This is a genomic window from Inquilinus ginsengisoli (genome assembly GCF_050434925.1).
GTDB lineage: Bacteria > Pseudomonadota > Alphaproteobacteria > DSM-16000 > Inquilinaceae > Inquilinus > Inquilinus ginsengisoli_B.
In genome coordinates this window covers 4,221,236-4,239,183 of the sequence record NZ_JBNDJK010000001.1, presented here as the reverse complement: position 1 = coordinate 4,239,183, position 17,948 = coordinate 4,221,236, and the positions used below count along the sequence as shown (strand labels likewise).

The window sequence follows — 17,948 nt, the reverse complement described above, 5'->3', positions numbered from 1 at the left end:
CGAGAGTGTATTCTTCTCTGTTCCCCCACGATTCGCCTAAGCGGGCCGCAGCAACGGCTTCACCAGGCTGTGGATCGCGGCGGAGGGGGCCGTGCCGGGGACCGCCCGGAGCATCCGTTCATAGCGCTCATAGTCGTCGAGGGCCCCGGCCGTGTCGGCCTGGGCCAGCCGGCCGCGGATCAGCGCCTCGTGGATCCGGGCCGAACCCGGATAGAGATCGAGCGCGCGCAGATACAGCCCCCGGGCGCGGCCGGCGTCGCCCTGCTGCTCATGCCGGCGGCCAAGATGCAGCGCCAGGTCGAGGAACCGGTCGCGCAGCCGGTCGGCGGCCGGCAGCGACCATCCGGCGTCGCCCCCACGCGGCTGCACCGGCCCCGGAAAATCGAGGATCAGACGGTCGGAGTCCGGCCCGGCCTCCGCCAGCCCTTGCCGGAGGCGGTCCTCCCAATCGTCGAGATCGACCCAGACCCGGTCCGGCGCCAGGCGCAGCCGTCCCTCCCGCTGCAGCACCAGATCGGACCGCCCGAGCAGCCGGCGCAGGCGATGCAGCGCCTGGTCGCAGGCGGCCTTGGCCCGGTCGCCATCCGCATCCGGCCAGAACCAGTCCTGCAGCTTCTCCAGGCGGCAGCTGTGGTCCCGCGCCAAGGCGAGGGCCTGCAGGATGTCGAGCGAGCGCGTCGGCGGCTTCGGCCCCGGGTCCAACGGCACCCCGTCCCGCTCGAGGCGGAACCCGCCCAGCACATGCACCGCGAGCGTCCAGGGCCAGCGCGCCGGACGGCGCTGCGGCGGCGAGAGCCGGCGTTGCCCGATCAGCGCGCGGCAGAATTCCGTCCCGATGCCGCCATCGATCGCGTCGGCGCAGAGCTCCGCCAGCAGCAGCGGCAGGTTGGTCAGGATCGCCACCCAACCGGTCTCGCGCACAGCCTCGACCGCCGCCCCGAGCCGGTCGGGATACTCCGCGTCTCCCGCCCATTTCGCCTCCAGGGCCCGGGCGATCCGCACGCCGGCCTGGGTGCGGCGCAGCACCGCCCCGTCGAACAGGGGCAGCCGTGCCTCCAGGAATTCGGCCGCCTGCGCCGGCTTGCGGTCCGCCAGCAGGAGCTGGAACAGGGTGATGAAATGCGGCCAGCGCTCGATCGGCGGCTCGTTCGCCGCCTCGATCGCGGCCATGAAGCGGTCGCAGGCCCGGTACGCCTCGGGAAGGTTGCCCTGCCGGGTGTGCAACGCGGCCTGGCAGTCCGCCACCACGGCGACCTGGGTGGTGAAGCGGCTATCCGCGATCTCCGCCAGGCGGTCGACCAGCCCGGCGAACTCCTCCCACTCGTTGCGCAGCTTCATCTGCAGTTGCAGATGATACAGCGCGCCGAACTCGACCCCGCGCAGCGCCTCCCGCTCGCCGATGGCGATGGCCGCACGCAGCGCCTGCTCCGCCTCGGCATAGGGAAAGCCGCGCCGCGCATAGGGGAAGAAGTAGCGCCCCCTGACCGCACCGAAATCGACCAGCCAGAGGCCGAGCACCCAGGGGGAGACGCCGGGGTCGTGTAGCTCCTCCGCGACGCTGTCGACGGCGGTCTCGAACAGCGCCGCGTTGCCGGTCGAGCCGGAATAGGAGATCAGGATCTGGCTGGCATGCACACGCGACGCCGGCGCATCGCCGGCATGGGGCGTCGCCAGCCTTGCAACCAGCTGCTCCGCCAGCCGGCTCGCGGCCTCCATGCCGCGGCGGTAGTCGTCGGCGTAGACGCAGGCTCGCAGCAGCCCGACCCGGACCAGGAGGTGCTCGTCCGCCGGCAGCTCCGGCAGCCCCTGGTCCAGGAGCGCGAAGGCGCGCCGGGTCCAGTCGGCCAGCCCCTGATGCGTGCGCCAGCTGTCGGTCTTGACCAGGACGGCGCGGGCCACGGCCAGGCAGCGGCCGCGCGCATCGCCGTCATGCTCGAAGGCGGCCCAGGCCCGCGACAGCCACGCCTCCGCTGCGCTGTCGTCCGGCATCGCGGCGACGCCCGCCCAGTAGCACAGCCAGCCGTCGAATGCGTCTTCGGGCAGCTGCGCGCACCAATCGACGAAGGTGGCGCGACGGCCTTGCGCCAGAACCGCCTCGGCATGATCGGCCATCAGCCGGCCCGCCAGCCCCCAGGCCCGGACCTGCAGGGCGAGATCGATGGCGTCGTCGACCCGGCCGGCCTCGCTGAGGACCGTCGCGGCCCGGACCCGCAGCCGCACCTGTTCCTCCGCCGCGAAATGCCGGGCGAAGCGGTCGCTCAGGAAGCCGCGCAGCAGGTCGTGCAGGGTGAACACCGGCTGGGCCGCCTCGGCGCGCGCGACCAGGAGCTGCCGCCGGTGCAGCCGCTCGAGCACCGCGCGGGCCCGGTCCGACCCAACCATGGCCGTCGCCAGTTCGGCGGTGATCGCCGGCAGCAGGTTCAGCTTCAGCAGCATGTCCTGCTCGACCGCCGGCAAGGTGTCGAAGAGCTGCGTCCCCAGCACGTCGAACATCGCGTCTTCGCCGCCGAGGGCCGGCCTCGCTGCCGGGCCGGCATCGACGGCGATGCCGGATTCCGCCAGCAGCACCAGCCCGGCCGCCCAGCCCCGGGCAGCCCCGACATCGATCGCCGAGGCGGCGCGCAGCATATGGGCCGTCACCAACTCCCGCGCTTCCTCGTCCGAGAAGGCGAGATCGGCGTGGTCGATCACCGCGATGGCGCCGCGGTGCCGAAGCCCCGCCAGCTCCGCCGGCGGCAGGGTGCGGGCCAGGCACAGGCAACGCAGCTGCCGCGGGCGCTCCTGAAGCAGGATGTCGAGCGTGCCGCGGAAGCGCGCCGTCTCGGCCCGGTGCAGGTCGTCGAGCACCAGCACGGTGCCGGGCTTCAGTAGGGCAAAGAAGGCCCGGAAGAAGCGGCGGGCGAAGGCTTCGGGCTGTTCGGCGTATTCCGGACCGAACACCGGCAGGCGGCGAGCCCGGCCGGCAGGCAGGGTCCGGCCGAGGAAATGGAAGAAGCTGGCGATGTCGTCGTCGCCCTCGTCGACCCGGTACCACAGATGCGGGTCGCGGCGGTTGCGGAGATAGTCGACGGCAGCCGTGCTCTTGCCGTAGCCCGCCGGCGCGGCCACCCAGCAGCAGCCCTCGCGCAGGCCCCGGTCGATGGCATCGAGAATGCGCGGCCGCCGGACGATGTGGCCCGGCCGCGGCGTGATCAGCTTTACGGCAATCGGCGACACCACCATGGCCCCACTCCCGGGACGGCAGTCTACCAGACCCACGTCTGATGATTGACAGGCTTCTGCGCGTCATCTGCCCCGGCACGGCCATGCCGAGCCCTGGACCCTGGCATGACGAGGAGGGACAGGCGACGAGCCCCCACTCCGGTCCAGAATGGCGGCCAACCGCCCCGCGATCCGCCGGGGCGAATATCGTTTCGTGGCCAGGAGGTAGCCCGTGGTGTCGACTGCCGAGCAGGATCGGAAAGCCCGGGCCGTGCCCTCTGCCCCCCATGGCTTGGCCCCCCATGGCTTGGCCGACGAGCTGCTGATCGACGCCGAGGTCGACGACATCCCGGCGCCGGCGTCGCCGCTCAAGGCCGGGTGGCTGCTGGTCATCAGCCTGGTGCTGATCGCGCTGAACCTGCGTCCGGCGCTGTCGAGCCTGGGCCCGGTGCTGAAGGAGATCATCGCCGACACCGGCATCTCCGCCGGAACGGCCAGCCTGCTGACCACGGCGCCGGTGGTCTGCCTCGGCCTGTTCGGCGTGCTGGCGCCACGGATCAGCCGGCGGCTGGGCACCGAGCGCGCGATCCTGGCGCTGCTGCTGGTGCTGGCGGCCGGCACCGCGCTGCGCGGCCTGGGCACGACCCCTGCCCTGCTGCTGGGCGCCGTCCTGGCCGGCGCCGGCATCGGCGTCACCAACGTGCTGCTGCCGGGGATCGTCAAGCGCGACTTCCCGGACAAGGCCGCGCTGATGACCGGGGTCTACACCATGGCGCTGTGCGCCGGCGCCGCGGTCGCCGCCGGCAGCACCCTGCCGCTCGCCCGGGCCGCCGACGGGTCCTGGGCCGCGGCCCTGGCCTTCTGGGCCATCCCGGCGGTCATCGCCGCGCTGGTCTGGCTGACCCAGATCCCGCCCCGCCAGGGCGCCGCCGCCCGTGCCGGCTTCACCGTCCGCGGCCTGTGGAACGACCCGCTGGCCTGGCAGGTGACGCTGTTCATGGGGCTGCAATCGTCGCTGGCCTACAGCGTCTTCGGCTGGCTGGCCCCGATCCTGCGCGACCGCGGCGTCGACGGCGTGGCCGCCGGGATCATGGTCTCGGTCTCGATCATGGTCCAGGTCGCCGCCGCGCTGGTGGCGCCGTCGCTGGCGACCCGCGGCCGCGACCAGAAGCTCGCGGCGGTGCTGTGCATGGCGTTCTCGCTCGCCGGGTTCCTGGGCTGCATCTTCGCGCCCCTGGGCACGGTCTGGCTGTGGATCGTGCTGCTCGGCATCGGCCAGGGCGCCGCCTTCGCCGTGGCGCTGACCCTGGTGGTGCTGCGCACGCCGGACGCCCATGTCGCGGCCCATCTGTCCTCGATGTCGCAGGGCGTCGGCTACACCCTGGCCTCCGGCGGGCCGCTGCTGATCGGGCTGCTGCACGACTGGACCGGCGGCTGGGCCGCGGCCGGGCTGCTGATCCTGGCGATCGGCACCGTCGCGGCCCTGGCCGGCCTCGGCGCCGGCCGCGACCAGCTGGTCCGGGCCCGGACCGTGACCGGCTGAGCGGGACGCTCATGGACGCCCAATCCAACCGCAGCCGCGCCGGCTTCGGGGCCGGCGCCGCGCTCGGCGCCTTCCTGATCTGGGGCTTCGCGCCGCTCTACTTCAAGGCGGTGGAGCATATCGGCCCCTGGCAGATCGTGGCGCACCGCATCCTGTGGAGCGTGGTCATGCTGGGCCTGCTGCTGCTGGCCCTGGGACGGCTGCGCGAGATCGGCGACGTGCTGCGCAGCCGCCGCCGCTTCCTGACCTATTGCGCCACCACGACGCTGGTCACCGTCAACTGGAGCGTCTTCATCTGGGCGGTGCTGAACGGCTATCTGGTGCAGTCGGCGCTCGGCTATTACCTGAGCCCGCTGATCAACGTCCTGCTCGGCGTCGCCTTCCTGGGCGAGCGGCTGGGCCGGCTGCAGGTCGTGGCCGTCGTGCTGGCCGCGGCCGGCGTCGTGGTCTCGGTGATCGGCGCCGGCGAGATCCCGTGGATCGCCCTGGTCCTGGCCTCGACCTGGGGCTTCTACGGCCTGATCCGCAAGCGCGAGAAGATCGACCCCTTCGTCGGGCTGATGGTCGAGACCGGCTTCCTGCTGCCGGCCTGCCTGGCCTATCTGCTGTGGCTGTGGAGCCAGGGCGCCGGCGCCTTCGGCCCGGTGGCGGCCGGCGGCGAGGGCTGGGCGATGTCGCTGGCGATCATGGCCTCCGGCCTGATCACCGGCCTGCCGATCGTCCTGTACATGATCGGGGCGCGGCACCTGCCGCTGTCGACCATCGGGCTGCTGCAATACCTGGCGCCGAGCATCAACCTGGTGCTGGCCACGCTGGTGTTCGAGGAGCCGCTGCGGCCGGCAACGCTGGTGACCTTCGCGTTCATCTGGGCCGGGCTGGCCCTGTTCACCTTCGACGCAACCCGGCGCGCGCGACTGCCGGTGGCCCCGCGGCACGGCGTCGGCTGATAACAAAAGGGGCGCCCGGAGGCGCCCCTTTTCTCGTTGGACAGCCGGCTCAGGTCAGCGGCTGTAGAACTCGACCACCAGGCTCGGCTCCATCTGGACCGGGTACGGCACGTCGGCCAGGGCCGGGGTGCGCACCAGCTTGCCCTTGAAGGTGCCGTGGTCGACCTCGATGTAGTCCGGCACGTCGCGCTCGGAGGACGAGATGGCGCCGAGGATCACCGGCAGCTCACGCGACTTCTGCTTGATCTCGATCACGTCGCCGTCCTTGACCTGGTAGGAGGCGATGTTGAGGCGCTTGCCGTTGACCAGGACATGGCCGTGGTTGACGATCTGGCGGGCGGCGAACACGGTCGGGACGAACTTCATCCGGTAGACGACAGTGTCCAGGCGGCGCTCCAGCAGGCCGATCAGGTTCTCGCCGGTGTCGCCCTTGCGGCGCACAGCCTCGTCGAACAGACGGCGGAACTGCTTCTCGCCGATGTTGCCGTAGTAGCCCTTCAGCTTCTGCTTGGACATCAGCTGCGTGCCGAAATCGGTCGGCTTCGTGCGCCGCTGGCCGTGCTGGCCCGGGCGGTAATCGCGGTTGTTCAGCGGGCTCTTCGGACGGCCCCAGAGGTTGACGCCGAGGCGGCGGTCGATCTTGTGCTTCGAATTCAGGCGCTTGCTCACGCGCTCGATCCCTCTCATGTTGTCCCGGTAGGCCCTGCCAAAGACAAGGCGGGGCGCCGGCTCATGCGCCGGACCCACGTTCCCAGGAATGGAAGCGGTGAAAAACGCCATTCCGGCCCGGATGTCAAGCCCGAAGCCGGTTTCCGCTAGCCCGGGAGGTAGTGGATATGCGGCCGGCCGTGATGCGGCGACCGCTCGACATGGGCCCGCACGCCGAACACCTCGCGGATCCGCGCCTCGGTCAGGATCTCCTCCGGCGCGCCGGCACAGACCACCCGCCCCTCGCGCAGCAGCGCCACGGCGTCGCAGAACATGGCGGCCAGGTTGAGGTCGTGCAGGGCGACGATGCTGGTCGCCGGCAGCCTTCCGACCAGCGCCAGGATCTCGAGCTGATGCTGCACGTCGAGATGGTTGGTCGGCTCGTCCAGCAAGAGCTCGGTCGGCGTCTGGGCCAGGGCGCGGGCGATCTGCACCCGCTGCCGCTCGCCGCCCGACAGGGTGTGCCAGGACTGGCCGCGCTTGCCCTCCAGCCCGACCCGGCGCAGCGCCTCCTCCACCGCAGCGTCGTCGCGGTCGCCCCAGGGCGACAGCGGGCCGCGATGCGGGGTGCGGCCGAGCCGCACGACGTCGAGCACCGACACCTGCATGTCGGTCGCCGCCTGCTGCTCGACCAGCGCGACGCGGCGGGCGATGGCAGCGCGGGGCAGGTCCGCTATGTCCGCACCTCCGAGCGTGATTACCCCGCTCTCGACCCGCCGCAGCCGGCAGATCAGGCGCAGCAGGGTCGACTTGCCGGCCCCGTTCGGGCCCAGCAGGCCCAGCATCCGGCCGGGCGCCGCCTGCAGCGTCACGCCGTCGACGATCATCCGGCCGCCGGCGGCCCAGCGCACGTTATGTGTCGCGATGGTCATGCCGCCCGCCTCGCCCGGTACAGCAGCACGGCGAAGGCCGGCGCGCCGAACAGGGCGGTGACCACGCCGATCGGCAGGATCTGCTGCGGGATGATGATGCGCGAAACGATGTCGGCCAGCACCATGAAGATCGCCCCGATCATCGCCGTGGCCGGCAGCAGCCTTGCATGGCCGGGCCCGACCAGGAAGCGCGCGGCGTGGGGGATGACCAGGCCGACGAAGCCGACCGATCCGACGATGCTGACCATGGTCGCCGTCATCGCCGCGGTCGCCGCGAACAGCACCACCCGCACCCGGGTGACGGCGATGCCGAGCGAGGCCGCGGCGTCGGCCCCGAAGGTGAAGGCGTCGAGCGCGCGGGCGTGCAGGATGCACAGGACGAAGCCGGCCGCCGCGACCGGCACCGCCACCTGCACGTCCGGCCAGCGCACCCCGCCGAGGCTGCCGAGCAGCCAGAACATCACGCCGCGCGCCTGCTCGGCATTGGCCGAGGTGGTGACGATGGTCGAGGTCAGGGCGTTGAACAGCTGCGACCCGGCGACGCCGGCCAGGATGACCCGGTCGATGCCGCCGCCGACCCCGGCCGCCAGCAGCGACACCACGGCAAAGGCCAGGACGGCGCCAATGAAGGCGCCGCCGGACAGCGAGACGGCGCCGCCGCCGAAGCCCGCGATCATCACCGCCACCGCGCCGGTCGAGGCCCCGGCGGAGATGCCGAGGACATAGGGCTCGGCCAGCGGGTTGCGCAGCAGCGCCTGCAGGATGGCGCCGGACAGGGCCAACGCGGCGCCGCAGCAGGCCGCGACCAGGGCGCGGCTGAGCCGGTAGTCCCAGATCACGCCTTCCTGGATCGGGCTGAGCGCGAAGCCGGCGCCGAACAGCCGGTTGGCCAGCGCCTGGACCGTGGTGGCCAGGGGGATCGCCATCTCGCCGATCGACACGGCCAGGGCGATGGCCGCGACCAGCGCCGCCAGGGACAGCACCGCCAGCAGGGCGCGAACGCCCCAGCCGTCGCCGAGGAGCGGCCTCATCCCCCGAGCCCGAAGCTCTTGATGCCGCGGGCCACCGCCTCGATGCCGTCGACGGCGCGGATCGAGGGCTGCATCGCCTGCACATCCATCACCACGATGCGCTTGTCCTTGACCGCCTCCAGCCGGCTGGTCACCGGGTCGGTGGCGAGGAAGGCCAACTTCACCGAGGTGTCATCGGCGGCGTAGCGGCGGCGGCTCATCTCCGCCATCACGATGATCGCGGGGTTGGCGGCGGCGATGCGCTCCCAGCTCACCAGCGGCCACTCCTCCTCCGTGGTGATGACGTTGCGGGCGCCCAGCTGCTGCAGGATCCAGGCCGGCACGCCGTTCTTGCCGGCGACGAAGGCCTCGCCGGCGACCTCCTTGCTGGAGAACCAGAACACCATCGGCACGTTGTCGAGCCGGGCGCCCGCCACCGAGGCGATCGCCGCGGCCCCGCGCTGCCGCAGGTCGGCGACCAGCGCCTCGCCGCGATCGGCGACGTCGAAGATCCGCGCCAGGTCGCGGATCTCCTGATAGACGAGGTCCATGGTGAACAGCTGCTTGCGCACGCCGTCGCCGCCGCCGGAATTGTCCTTCCCGACGCAATCGGCCGGCGAGATGTAGGTCGGGATGCCGAGGCCGGCGAACTGCTCGCGAGTGCCGACCGACCCCTGCGGCCCGACATGCCACTCGAACTGGGCCGTCACCAGCTCCGGCTCCTTTCCGACCACGGATTCGAAGCTGGGGTCGTTGTCGGCCAGGCGCGGGATCCTGGCGTTCGCCGCCTCATAGGCCGGCAGAACCGGGCCGAACCAGACCGCGGTGCCGACGATGCGGTCGGCCAGGCCGAGCGACAGCAGGATCTCGGTGCTGCTCTGGCCGATCGCCACGGCGCGGCGCGGGGCGTGGTCGAAGGTGACGTCGACGCCGCAGTTGCGGATCGTCAGCGGGTACTGCGTCGGGTCGGCCCAGGCCGCCGGCGACAGGGTCAGAAGCGCCAGCCCGGCCAGGGCCAGGACATGCGAAGGGAAGGACCGGAATGCCGCCACGAAGCCTCCTGCCCGGGCCACCCCGCCCGGGAAATGGATTGCGCTGCGACGGCAGGTCTCCTGGCTCGCGGATCATGGCTTCGCGCCTGCCTTCCCACCCGCGCCGCGGGCAGTGGCATGGCCCTTGAGGGGCCACGAGGGCGCTCGGCGATCCGCTGACAGTTGCGGGGGCAGCCACGGATTCCGCCCCCTCACCTTAGATCGGGGGGCGCCACCGTGTTCCCTTTTGATCCCATGCGGGAACCGTCGCGCCGATGTGTATCAGCGCGGCCGGAAGCTGGTCAATCGAGGCGACGATCCCGCAGGGCAGCGAACTCAAGTTACAGGTGACAGGGGGGAGAAAGGGTGAATCGCTGGAGGCGGATGATTCGGAGCCGCCGAGATGAGCGAAGAGCAGGGGAGTGCGTGGCCGAAGTCGCGGCTGCGGGCGTTGTTGGAGCATTTTTCGACGATCGAGGATCCGCGGGACGTGCGTCGGATTCTGCATCCGTTGCCGGAGATCCTGCTGCTGGTGGTGTGCGGGACGCTGGCGGACTGCGACGACTATGAGGGGATCGCGTCGTGGGGCGAGGCTCATCTGCCGTTTCTGCGGCGCTATCTGCCGTATGAGCACGGGGTGCCGGGCGAGCGCTGGCTGACGATCCTGATGAACCGGATCAACCCGGCGCTGTTCTCGGCCGCTTTCAGCGACTGGGTGCGCGAGACCTGGCCGGAACGGCCGGAGTTGGTCGCCATCGACGGCAAGACCTCGCGCCGCAGCCATGACCGGGCGGCGGGCGCCGGGCCGCTGCATCTGGTCTCGGCCTTCGCCACCACCCGCCGGCTGGTGCTCGGCCAGGAGGCCGTGCCCGACAAGGCCAACGAGCTGGCCGCGATCCCCGTCCTGCTCGAACGGCTCGGCGCCGAGGACGGGCTGAAAGGCGCCCTGGTCTCGATCGACGCCATCGCCACCAATGCCGACATCGCCACGGCCATCCGAAAGGTCGGCGCCGACTATCTGCTGGCGGTCAAAGCCAACCAGCCGACCCTCAGGGCCGAGATCGAAGCCGGCTTCGCCGCTGCCGAACCTCACAGCCTCGATACCGACATCGATCTCGACAAAGCCCATGGCCGCATCGAGCACCGCCGCGTCGATGTGCTCCGCGAGGTCGACTGGCTCTCCGGCGAACGCCGCTTCCCCGGCGAGCTCCGCCTGCCCGGCGTCGCCTGCATCCTCCGCGTCCACGCCAAGGTCGAACTGGCCGACCGCTGCCGCCAGGACACCCGATACTTCATCTCCTCCGCCAGCCTCTCCGCCACCCAGGCCGCCGAGGCCGTGCGCGGACACTGGGCCATCGAGAACCGCCTGCACTGGGTCCTCGACGTCACCTTCCGCGAAGACCAGTCCAGGCTCCGCAAGGGACACGGTGCCCAGAACATGGCCGTCGTCCGACACTTCGCTCTCAACCTCCTACGCAACGCCCACGATAAAAAATCTCTCAAACTCCGCCGCAAAATCGCCGCCTGGTCCCCTGAATACCTCAGCTCGCTACTCTCCATGCCAGACCGGTAACTTGGATTCGTAGCCCTGACGATCCCGGGCGGGGCAATCCGAGGGCGGCGCTGGCTCTCAAAACGACGCTCAGCTGCTGTCCGGCTTCCGGGGTCCGGGCGGCGGACGGCCGCCTTCTGCCCTGATCATTGTTGCAAAGGATGTTGAGCCTGTTGGTCAGAACCTTTATTCTGTCCAACAAGGAGCCTTGCCATGTTGAAGCCGACTTCAGACATGCCCGATATGCCGGTTCAACCGAACCTCCGGCGCCGTGCCGTCATGGACACAGCGCGCCAGCTCGGGTTGCTCGGCGGCGAGAACAGCCGAATCGGCGGGCGCATTCGCCGCGAGCTGGTTGCGGCCGCGAAGAAGAAGTCGGGGATCTCCTCCGACACCGAGTTGCTCGAATACGCTTTGGCGAAGGTCGCGCTCGAAGACGACTTCGGCACGAAGCTCGTCCGGCGCAAGGGCCGGATCGCGCAAGACATCGACCTTGAGCTTTGATCTCGCGCGCTCCCTGCGGCGGATCAAGCCGCAGCGCACAGCGAATGCGATCCGGCGCCGCTCGATCGACGCCTTGCCGATGGTCGAGGCACCAGCCTCGGCGGGCGCGGAATTGCTGCTCGACACCTGCGTTTACATCGATGTTTTACAGGGCCGCACGCCGGCGAGCGTCGATGAGCTGCTGGAAGCGCGGGTCGTCAATCACTCGACCGTCTGCCTCGCGGAGATAACGCATCTGTTCGGACGCCTCGATCCAGCGCATTCCGGCACAAAGGCAGTGTTGCGCGAGATACGACGCACGATCGACGACATTCCGCCCCATCGCCTCTCGGCACCCTCGGAGACCGCGACGGGTGAAGCCGGGATGCTTGCCGGCCTGGTATCGCGCCTTCTCGGCGTCGAGCGAAGCGAACGGCCGCTCCTGCTGAACGATGCGAGCCTCTACTTTCAGGCGCTCGAACGCGGATGGACGATTCTGACGCGCAACATCCGGGATTTCGACTGCTTCGACCAGCTTCTTCCAGCAAACCGCGTGCTCCTTTATGAGCAACAGAGCTGAGGCGACCTCAAAGGCCGTCGGCATCACTCGTCCTCGGCGAAGAAGTCCTCGTCCAGCCGCTTGAACTCGATCGCCCGGCTGGTGCGAACGCCGACATTGTATTCGATCATCAGGTCGGCGAGGCGCTGGCCGTCGATCAGGGTCACGCGCTGCGCGAGATGCTGGACGCCCGTGCCGTCGCAGCACCGATGCCGCTGCCGGCACCGGTGATGAACCAGACTTTACTCACTCGAATTCCTCTCATGGGTCGGGCGCGTCGCGCATCCAAGCCGGCTTGCCGTCGCGGCGTCTCAGGCGAGGTTGAAGGGCAGCTGGCGCAGCGGTTTGCCGGCGAGCTGTGCGACGGCATTGGCGAAGGCGGGCGCCAGCGGCGGCAGGCCGGGCTCACCCCGCATCTCGCCCGAGATCAGCATGGCGGTGGTCGGATCACCCTCCTATTTCGCCCAGCGCCCGAGGCCGGAAACCCCGCATGATCTGGCGGCCCATACCTGCATCAATTACCGTAGCGGCCATGCCGGAGGGCTCTATGCCTGGGAGTTCGAGCGCGACGGCCGGGAATTGTCGGTCAGAGTGCGAGGCAGCTTCATCTCGAACGACTCGGACCTCTCGCTCGATGCCGCCCTGAAGGGGCTCGGGATCGCGATCCTGTTCGATTATCAGGTCGCGGACCTCGTCGCCTCCGGTCGACTGGTGTGGGTGCTTGGAGATTGGTGCCCGCCCTTCCCTGGCTTCTATTTCCATTACCCCAGCCGGCGGCACACCCCGCCGGCCTTGGCGGCGCTCATCCATGCGCTGCGCTGGAGGGATTAGCCCGGCGTGGCCTGTGGCACGCCGAAGACACTCATGCCTCGGGCAGATCATCTCCTGCATGCACTGGGCATCCCTCTGCTCCCGATGCAATCTTTAGTAGATTGACATTTTCATTCGATTACTAGATCATTAATTTTAATTTTTAGACGGCTTTCGAAAAAATAGATCGCGCATCGCCCTCAGGGCGGCGCTGGAGCAAGCAGACGCAAGTCTCAGGAGCCAGTCCTCCGACAAGTCCGTCGCACGTCCGATGACTGCTCAGGAGGCTGACATGACGCAAGGTGCGCGCGGATCGAAGAAGCCTGACGGCACCGCGCATTGTCGGGTCGATATCCATATCAAGAGCAAGGGTGACGTTCATGTCCACGCGTGCTGCGCGGAGGACAAGACACCGACGGATTCCGAGTGCCCGCGTGACTGCCCGCCACCACGGACCGAGGGTGCCTGCATCCCGCTCGGGCTTGGCTGCAAGCCGAAGCAGAGCCGCACCACCAAGCTTGAGCGGCTGCGGTCCCGCAGTTCCGTCCCCAGCGCGTTGGCCGCGTCTTTCTTCCAGACGGCACGACGGCATCTGGCCGGGGCAAGCGCGGCAAACGATTTCGAAGCCGCGGTGTTTCCGGTCTTCGCTGCTATGTCGCCGTCGGTTCGGGGCGTTCTGGCCTGCGCCGTCGACAGCTATGAGACGACGCCTGCGGACCTGCGCGATGCCGGGCTCGATCCCTCGATCCTCGCCGATCCCGCCAAGCCCGTGGACACGGCAACGCTGACCGCGGCGGTGGTCCGCGAGATCACACTGCGGGCCGCCGAGGCCGCCTTCGGGGACGTCACCGCGCTCGAGGAGCGACCGGGCCGCAATCGGTTCTTCGATCCCGGTGGCGAATTTTTCGAGGCGCAGCTTCAGATCTGCCGGGTCAACGACTTGCGCACCGCAACGCACCGGCCGCCGATACCACTGGGCGACCGGCTGCCGGGCGAAATCCAGCAGAGCTGTACGCTCATCCTCGGCTCTGACGGAGTCATCCGGCAGAATTGCAGTGTCCAGACCGGCAACTGCCCGGGCAACGAACTGCTCGATTCGGTTTGCGCCCGGGTGCCCGACATCGCCAACGGCGACAGCGTCATGCTGAGCGGCGTCAACTTCATGAACATCGACATGAAGGTGCGGCTGAAGGCGCGGGTCGGAGCCGGCTCTGCCGAAGTGGATGCTCATGTCTTCGGCGACCTGACCACGCCACTGAACGAGGAGGTCGGCGGGCAAACCGTGCTCATCCGCGATTGCCGCGTGAAGGACCAGGCAAGCTTCGTTGTGCCCGACGACCTGCCGCCGGGGATCTATGAGCTGCAACTGGCGATGCCGAACACCACCGGGTTTCCGATCTTCGGGCCGACGGTGCTGTCCAACAGCGAGTTCATCAACATCGTGCCGCCGGCAACGGCGCGGTTCCAGATCGTCGCGGAGCGGATGCGGGCCCGGGAGGAGACGTCGCCGCAATCCTTCGGCTCGGACGAGGTGGCGCTCACCTTCCTGGCGGCGGAACTGCTGGCGGACGGGTCGACCGGCTCGCTGCAGAAGCTCACCAAGCGCTTCGGCGATGTTGATTCGGGCGAGAACCGGACCATCGATCAACCGGTCTTCATCCAGTCCCAGCCTGCGCTCGGGATGGCGATGAGCGTGGTCGGCTTCGAGGTTGACAGCGAGCGGGCGTTCCGCGAGCAGCTGAACGATTTCCAGGACGCCTTCGTCGACTATCTGAGTCGGGCCTGGGAGAAGTTGAAAGAGGCGCTTGCGGCCGGGGCGGGGGCGGCGATCAAGGCCCTCGGCTTCATCAAGGGGGCGGTCGCGATCGCCATCGCCGCGGTGATCGGCATTGCCATCATCGCGGTCATTGCGCGCTGGGCTCCGGCAGACTTGATCATGGATGACGCGATTGGCTTCTCGGTGATCGAGTTCGCGGAGCTGACCAATGTCGATGTGCCCACGGGTGGAATCACCGAGCACCAATCGCCGCAGGACCTCGAAGTGGTGGTGACGCCGCTCGACAAAAGCGCGCTGACGTATCGCGAGTTCCGCGAGTATGTCGCCGATGACGAGGACAGCCGGTACGAGGTCTATCTGCGCTACAACCGGATCGCATAGGCGCCCGCGCAAACCAACCAGGCTGCCTTTCGTCATCGGTGATCGAGATAGGTCGGGCCTGCAACCGCAAGCCCGGCCATCGCCTGTCCTACCCTCAGACAGGCAGGCACCGGGAGATAGGTGATCGCACTCTGCTCATGAAGGCGGAGATGTCCGCAAACGCCCCCTTTTTTGAGTCCGTCGGCTCCCCGGAGCGGCCAAATGGCCGCATCCCCATCATTAAAAACACATCTCAAGATATATCTTGAAACCGATCTTCGGTCGCCATATCTTGCGATATATCGAAACCTATGGAGTGAATTCGATGTTCGGAAGACATCATCGCGGTCAGCGCGACGATCATGGCCATCGCGGCGATTGCGGCGGCGGCGAGGAGATGTGGGCCGGCGGCCGCGGCCGGGGCGGCCGCATGTTCGGTCATGGCTTCGGCGGCGGGTTCGGCGGCCGCGGCTTCGGTGGCGGCGGCGACATGATGCGCGCCGGCCGGATGCTGGCCCAGGGCGATCTGCGCCTGCTGGCCCTGGCCCTGATCGAGCAGCAGCCGCGCCACGGCTATGAGATCATCAAGCTGATCGAGGACAAGACCGGTGGCTGGTACAGCCCGAGCCCGGGCACGGTCTACCCGACCCTGACCTATCTCGAGGAGGCCGGCTACGTCACGGTCGAGGCCGAGGGCAGCAAGAAGCTCTACACCATCACCGCCGAGGGCCGTGCCTATCTGGACAGCAACCGCGGCATCATCGACGCCGTGCTGGGCCGCCTGGCCGCGGCCGGCGAGAAGATCGCCTGGGTCAACAAGATGATGGGCGGCGAGCGCGACCGTGAGCGCGAGCGGTCGAGCCGGCTGCCGTCCCTGGTGGTCGCGGCGCTGGACAACCTGCGCGAGGCGAGCGAGCAGAAGCTGGACGCCGGGACCGACCCGGACGCCGAGACCCGGATTGTCGAGATCCTGGCCCGGGCCGCGGCCGAGATCCGGCGCAACTGAGGGCGGCGGCATGAGCCCCGCCTCCCTTCCCCACCCCGGGCCCGCCCCGGCCCTGGCCCGGCTGCGCGACGCCGGGCTGCGGCCGACCCGGCCGCGCCGCATCCTGCTGGCGGTGCTGGCCGAGGCCGACCGCACACTCGACGCCCGGGAAATCTGGAGTAGAGCCCGCCGGCTGGATCCGCGGATCAGCCTGGCCACCGTCTATCGCTTCCTGGCGGCGCTGCGCCGGACCGGCATCGCCGGCTGGCGCGACGACACGCTCAAGCGCCCGGCGGTCGGCCCGGCTGCCGCGCCGGCGCCACTGGAGACGCTGACGCTGGGCGAGGTCCAGCTGCGCGCCGCCCTGGCCGACGTGCTGCTCCAGTTCGGCTACCGCCTGGTCCGCGCCCGATTCGAGCTCGAGGTCGAGAAGCTGCATCCGCAGGCCCCCCTGGCCGATCCCGACCCGCTCTCGGCCTTTGCCAAGCTCGCCTGCATTCTCTGACGTTCAGGTGCTAGGGTCGGCCGATGGCACCGACCTTTCTCACCGACGGGCCGCCTGACGCCCGCATCACCATCCTACTGGCCCATGGCGCCGGGGCACCGATGGATTCGGCGTCGATGACCGCTGCAGCGAAGGCGCTGGCAGAAGCCGGTTTCCGGGTGGCGCGGTTCGAGTTCGGCTACATGGCGGCGCGGCGCGACGGCCAGCGCAGGCCGCCGCCGCGGGCCGAGACCGTGATCCCGGAGTACCGGGCGGCGGTCGACGCCCTCGGCGCCAGCGGGCCGCTGATCATCGGCGGCAAGTCGATGGGCGGACGCGTGGCCTCGATGGCCGCGGACGAGCTGCACGCGGAGGGCCGGATCGCCGGGCTGCTGTGCCTGGGCTATCCGTTCCATCCGCCGGGCAAGCCGACGCAGTTGCGCACCGCCCATCTCGCGGGGCTCAAGACCCCGGCGCTGATCTGCCAAGGCTCGCGCGACGAGTTCGGCACCCGCGACGAGGTCACCGGCTACGCCCTGTCGGACCGGATCGAGCAGCTGTGGCTGGAGGACGGCGACCACGACCTGAAGCCGCGCAAGAGCGTCTCCGGCTTCACCGCTGCGGACCACCTGCGGACCGTCGCGACCGCCGTGTCGGACTGGGCCGGGCGGATCACGCGGCCGGCGGGTTGAGCTTAGGAGATACTTGAGAATAAGCGCTCCCAAACCCCTTTTTGTCATTTGCCGGGCTTGACCCGGCAATCCCAGGGGCCACCGAGAGCCGCTCTGAAAGCCCCTGGATCCTCGGGTGAAGCCCGAGGATGACAATCAAAATTCAGCTCCTATTCGAATGCCCTACTCCCCACCCTTCCGCCGGCCGGACAGGGCGACGATCATGCCGTGCAGGGTCCGCACCTCCTGCTCCGACAGCTGGGCGCGCTGCAGGAAGGCACGGATGTTGCGCTGCATGCTGGGCTTCTTCTCCGGCACCCGGAAGAAGTTGCCGGCGTCCAGCGCCTCTTCGAGATGCTCGAACAGGTTGACCAGCTGCTCCTTGCTGGCCGGCGGCGCGTCCTCCTCATAGTCCAGCCGCCGCTCCGGCGTCGCGTCGCCGGCGGTGAACCACTCATAGGAAACCAGCAGCACCGCCTGGGCCAGGTTGAGCGAGGAGAAGGCGGGGTTCAGCGGCACGTTGACCACGGCATCGGCCAGGGCGACGTCGTCATTGGTCATGCCGGTGCGTTCGGGCCCGAACAGGATGCCGGTGCCGACGCCCGCGGCGTGGTGCGCCCGCATCTCCACCGCCGCCCGGCGCGGCGTCACCACCGGCTTCAGCTGGTCGCGCAGCCGCGCCGTGGTGGCGTAGACGGCGCCGAGATCGGCGATCGCGTCCTCGGTCCGCTCGAACACCTGGACATGGTCCAGCACGGCATCGGCGCCGGAGGCGGTCGGCACCGCCTTCGAGTTCGGCCAGCCGTCGCGCGGCCGCACCAGGCGCAGATCGGTCAGGCCGCAATTCAGCATCGCCCGCGCCGCGGTGCCGATGTTCTCGCCCATCTGCGGTTCGATCAGGATGATCGCGGGGCCGCCCAGCAGCGGGTCGCGGGTCTGGTCGGTGCCAGCCATC

At 69.5% G+C, this 17,948-nt stretch carries 18 protein-coding genes and 1 riboswitch; of the genes, 10 read left to right on the top strand and 8 right to left on the bottom strand.

Translation table 11 applies throughout. The features are described from left to right. Positions 1 to 36 precede the first annotated feature (36 nt). Positions 37 to 3,222, bottom strand: a complete 3,186-nt coding sequence (locus QFZ27_RS20205; RefSeq protein ID WP_429228197.1) for an AfsR/SARP family transcriptional regulator — start codon at positions 3,220 to 3,222, stop codon at positions 37 to 39. A gap of 211 nt (positions 3,223 to 3,433) precedes the next feature. Between QFZ27_RS20205 and QFZ27_RS20200 the strand changes: the two genes are divergently transcribed. After that, positions 3,434 to 4,744, top strand: a complete 1,311-nt coding sequence (locus QFZ27_RS20200; protein WP_429228196.1) for a CynX/NimT family MFS transporter — start codon at positions 3,434 to 3,436, stop codon at positions 4,742 to 4,744. An 11-nt stretch (positions 4,745 to 4,755) separates the two neighbouring features. Further along, positions 4,756 to 5,691, top strand: a complete 936-nt coding sequence (gene rarD / locus QFZ27_RS20195; RefSeq protein WP_429228195.1) for an EamA family transporter RarD — start codon at positions 4,756 to 4,758, stop codon at positions 5,689 to 5,691. A gap of 54 nt (positions 5,692 to 5,745) precedes the next feature. Here rarD and rpsD read toward each other — a convergent pair whose 3' ends face one another. From rpsD to QFZ27_RS20175, 4 genes are all read right to left on the bottom strand, one after another. Beyond that, positions 5,746 to 6,360, bottom strand: a complete 615-nt coding sequence (rpsD, locus tag QFZ27_RS20190) for a 30S ribosomal protein S4 (RefSeq protein WP_429228194.1) — start codon at positions 6,358 to 6,360, stop codon at positions 5,746 to 5,748. Positions 6,361 to 6,506: 146 nt separating this feature from the next. Beyond that, positions 6,507 to 7,271: an ABC transporter ATP-binding protein gene (locus QFZ27_RS20185; protein ID WP_429228193.1), complete on the bottom strand. Its 765-nt coding sequence runs from the start codon at positions 7,269 to 7,271 to the stop codon at positions 6,507 to 6,509. Then, a complete protein-coding gene (locus QFZ27_RS20180; RefSeq protein ID WP_429228192.1) occupies positions 7,268 to 8,302 on the bottom strand; it encodes a FecCD family ABC transporter permease in 1,035 nt (344 codons plus the stop codon). The genes QFZ27_RS20185 and QFZ27_RS20180 overlap by 4 nt, the downstream gene beginning before the upstream one ends. Then, positions 8,299 to 9,333 carry an ABC transporter substrate-binding protein gene (locus QFZ27_RS20175; RefSeq protein ID WP_429228191.1) on the bottom strand — a complete coding sequence of 345 codons (1,035 nt, stop codon included), beginning with the start codon at positions 9,331 to 9,333 and terminating at the stop codon, positions 8,299 to 8,301. Before QFZ27_RS20175 ends, QFZ27_RS20180 begins: the two co-directional genes overlap by 4 nt. Positions 9,334 to 9,366: 33 nt before the next feature. After that, positions 9,367 to 9,596, bottom strand: a riboswitch (cobalamin riboswitch). 119 nt (positions 9,597 to 9,715) lie between these two features. Between QFZ27_RS20175 and QFZ27_RS20170 the strand changes: the two genes are divergently transcribed. The 3 genes from QFZ27_RS20170 (at position 9,716) to QFZ27_RS20160 (ending at position 11,927) form a co-directional block, all read left to right on the top strand. Then, positions 9,716 to 10,885 (top strand): ISAs1 family transposase, encoded by a 1,170-nt coding sequence (locus QFZ27_RS20170; RefSeq protein ID WP_429228190.1) that lies wholly within the window; start codon positions 9,716 to 9,718, stop codon positions 10,883 to 10,885. A gap of 192 nt (positions 10,886 to 11,077) precedes the next feature. Next, positions 11,078 to 11,368, top strand: a complete 291-nt coding sequence (locus QFZ27_RS20165; protein WP_429228189.1) for a hypothetical protein — start codon at positions 11,078 to 11,080, stop codon at positions 11,366 to 11,368. After that, complete coding sequence (locus tag QFZ27_RS20160) at positions 11,358 to 11,927, top strand: type II toxin-antitoxin system VapC family toxin (RefSeq protein WP_429228188.1); 570 nt, start codon at positions 11,358 to 11,360, stop codon at positions 11,925 to 11,927. Before QFZ27_RS20165 ends, QFZ27_RS20160 begins: the two co-directional genes overlap by 11 nt. A 23-nt stretch (positions 11,928 to 11,950) precedes the next feature. Here the strand turns inward: QFZ27_RS20160 and QFZ27_RS20155 are convergent, their stop codons facing one another. Together QFZ27_RS20155 and QFZ27_RS20150 are read right to left on the bottom strand one after the other, a co-directional pair. Beyond that, positions 11,951 to 12,073: a hypothetical protein gene (locus QFZ27_RS20155; protein WP_429228187.1), complete on the bottom strand. Its 123-nt coding sequence runs from the start codon at positions 12,071 to 12,073 to the stop codon at positions 11,951 to 11,953. Positions 12,074 to 12,217: 144 nt separating this feature from the next. Further along, positions 12,218 to 12,340: a hypothetical protein gene (locus QFZ27_RS20150; RefSeq protein ID WP_429228186.1), complete on the bottom strand. Its 123-nt coding sequence runs from the start codon at positions 12,338 to 12,340 to the stop codon at positions 12,218 to 12,220. Here QFZ27_RS20150 and QFZ27_RS20145 point away from each other — a divergent pair. The 5 genes from QFZ27_RS20145 to QFZ27_RS20125 all read left to right on the top strand — a co-directional run bounded on the left by QFZ27_RS20145 (position 12,339) and on the right by QFZ27_RS20125 (position 17,014). Continuing rightward, positions 12,339 to 12,737, top strand: coding sequence for a LysR substrate-binding domain-containing protein (locus QFZ27_RS20145; RefSeq protein WP_429228185.1), 399 nt, complete (start codon positions 12,339 to 12,341; stop codon positions 12,735 to 12,737). The two genes, QFZ27_RS20150 and QFZ27_RS20145, sit on opposite strands and share 2 nt — an antisense overlap. 271 nt (positions 12,738 to 13,008) lie before the next feature. After that, positions 13,009 to 14,874 (top strand): hypothetical protein, encoded by a 1,866-nt coding sequence (locus QFZ27_RS20140; RefSeq protein WP_429228184.1) that lies wholly within the window; start codon positions 13,009 to 13,011, stop codon positions 14,872 to 14,874. A gap of 304 nt (positions 14,875 to 15,178) precedes the next feature. Further along, positions 15,179 to 15,859, top strand: a complete 681-nt coding sequence (locus QFZ27_RS20135; RefSeq protein ID WP_429228183.1) for a PadR family transcriptional regulator — start codon at positions 15,179 to 15,181, stop codon at positions 15,857 to 15,859. 10 nt (positions 15,860 to 15,869) lie between these two features. Next, positions 15,870 to 16,343, top strand: coding sequence for a Fur family transcriptional regulator (locus tag QFZ27_RS20130; RefSeq protein ID WP_429228182.1), 474 nt, complete (start codon positions 15,870 to 15,872; stop codon positions 16,341 to 16,343). A 23-nt stretch (positions 16,344 to 16,366) separates the two neighbouring features. Then, a complete protein-coding gene (locus tag QFZ27_RS20125; RefSeq protein ID WP_429228181.1) occupies positions 16,367 to 17,014 on the top strand; it encodes an alpha/beta hydrolase family protein in 648 nt (215 codons plus the stop codon). 162 nt (positions 17,015 to 17,176) lie between these two features. Here the strand turns inward: QFZ27_RS20125 and QFZ27_RS20120 are convergent, their stop codons facing one another. After that, entirely contained in the window at positions 17,177 to 17,947 is a 771-nt protein-coding gene (locus tag QFZ27_RS20120; RefSeq protein ID WP_429228180.1) for an RNA methyltransferase, read from the bottom strand. Between the last annotated feature and the right edge of the window lies 1 nt (position 17,948).